This is a genomic window from Granulosicoccus sp. 3-233, assembly GCF_052681095.1.
The window spans coordinates 1-531 of sequence record NZ_JBQYLE010000064.1 but is presented as its reverse complement, the minus strand read 5'-3'; the positions used below and the strand labels follow the sequence as shown (position 1 = coordinate 531).

At 54.2% G+C, this 531-nt stretch carries 1 protein-coding gene; it reads left to right on the top strand.

The window, feature by feature from the left end; all coding sequences use genetic code 11:
• The coding region (locus ACUNV4_RS30460) for an IS1634 family transposase (protein ID WP_430882443.1) at positions 1–531 on the top strand (531 nt) is incomplete at both ends.

Below are 531 nucleotides of genomic sequence, written 5' to 3'. Positions count from 1 at the left end.
CGATCCATGGATGCGCTGATGGATGAGCGCGAGAAAGTGGATGAGGTCGTGTCGTCGCTACTGCGACCATTGATCGATCAGGAGCTGTCTGTTGTGTTCTACGACCTGACGACCATCACTGCCGAAGGCCAGTCAGAACAGGCAGGTGATGTCAGGCACTTTGGTGTTTCCAAGGAGGGCGGCATCAAGCGACAGTTCGTCTTGGGTGTGGTGCAAACCGCGGAAGGTTTGCCGATCTACCATGACGTATTCGATGGCAATGTCGCCGAGGTATCTACCCTCAAAACAACACTGGAAACGGTCATGCAGCGTTTTCCGATTCGACGGGTCATTGCCGTGGCCGATAGAGGCTTGTTGTCGGTCGACAACCTCGATGAGCTGAAAGTCCTGAAAACACCGAGTGGAGAGCCACTGGAGTTCATCCTCGCCGTGCCCGGTCGTCGCTATAACGACTTCGAGGAGTTGCTGTCACGCTTTCATAAAAAACAGTGTCTGACAGCCGAGACTGAGATTATCGGCGAGTCAGAGTGG